We start from the raw sequence: 1,206 nt of genomic DNA, 5'->3' as shown, positions 1-1,206 counted from the left end.
CCCTCCGGAGGGGGGAGAGGTGGCGCTGCGAAGCAGCGACGGAGTGGGGGAAGCCGTTCATGAAACGCGCAGCCGCCGAAAAACAGGCATCACCCAGCGAGCCCGAAAACTCAGGCAAGGTGACAACCAGGCCGAAGCGCTGCTTTGGCTTGAGTTAAAAGCCCGCAAACTTGGCGGCTACAAGTTCACGCGACAGTTCTCTATCGGACCATACTACGCAGACTTCGCTTGCCGCGAAAAATGGCTCGTCGTGGAAGTCGACGGACATCAACACGCCGACTGTTCCTATGACCGCCGCCGCGACGATTTCATGCATGCCCAGGGCTATTCGATCCTGCGTGTTTGGAGCCATGAAGTCTTGAAGCATCGTACTTCGGTTTGTGAAACCATCCTCGCAGCGCTCGATGGCAGGCTAGCCGAGAACATCACGGCACCCGACCTCCGCTTTGTCTTCACGCCTTACTCACCCGATTCAATCTCTTCAAAAACGGACCTATCTAGATGAAATCTCATGTAAAAGCGGTTGTCATCGGCGGCGGCGTCGTCGGCTGCTCGGTTCTCTATCATCTGGCCAAGGCCGGCTGGACCGACATCATGCTGATCGAGCGCTCGGAGCTCACCTCCGGCTCGTCCTGGCACGCGGCGGGCGGCTTCCACACGCTGAACGGCGACCCCAACGTCGCCAAGCTGCAGGCCTATACGGTGCAGCTCTACAAGGAGATCGAGGAGATATCCGGCCAGTCCTGCTCGCTGCATTTGACCGGCGGCGTGATGATGGCCGACACGCCCGAGCGCATGGACTTCCTGCGACTGGCCCACGCCAAGGGCCGCTATCTCGGCATGGACACAGAACTGATCACCCCTTCCGAAGCCAAGGCGATGTTTCCGCTGATGGACGAGACCAACTTCGTCGGCGCCATGTGGGACCCGGTGGAAGGCCATCTCGATCCGTCGGGCACCACCATCGCCTACTCCAAGGCGGCGAAAAAACTCGGCGCCGAGATCGTGCTGCGCAACCGCGTTGTGGAACTGACACAGGAGGTCGACGGCACCTGGAACGTCGTCACCGAACAAGGCACGGTGAAGGCCGAGCATGTCGTCAATTGCGGCGGCCTGTGGGCGCGCGAGATCGGCCGCATGGTCGGCGTCGAACTGCCGGTGCTGGCCATGGAGCACATGTATCTGCTGCCCGAGCCGATGCCGGAG

Annotated in this window: 2 protein-coding genes; both read left to right on the top strand. The window is 60.9% G+C overall.

Annotated elements, in window-relative coordinates:
- Positions 1-43: 43 nt before the first annotated feature.
- Positions 44-505, top strand: coding sequence for a DUF559 domain-containing protein (locus EOB49_RS24460; protein ID WP_245472826.1), 462 nt, complete (start codon positions 44-46; stop codon positions 503-505).
- Positions 502-1,206: FAD-binding oxidoreductase (locus EOB49_RS37960; RefSeq protein WP_245472824.1), on the top strand; the 705-nt coding region annotated here is incomplete at its 3' end. The genes EOB49_RS24460 and EOB49_RS37960, both read left to right, overlap by 4 nt.

The sequence above is a fragment of the Mesorhizobium sp. M7A.F.Ca.MR.148.00.0.0 genome (genome assembly GCF_003997735.1).
Lineage (GTDB): Bacteria > Pseudomonadota > Alphaproteobacteria > Rhizobiales > Rhizobiaceae > Mesorhizobium.
The sequence above is the reverse complement of the archived record's forward strand: the minus strand, read 5'-3'. Positions and strand labels throughout refer to the sequence as shown.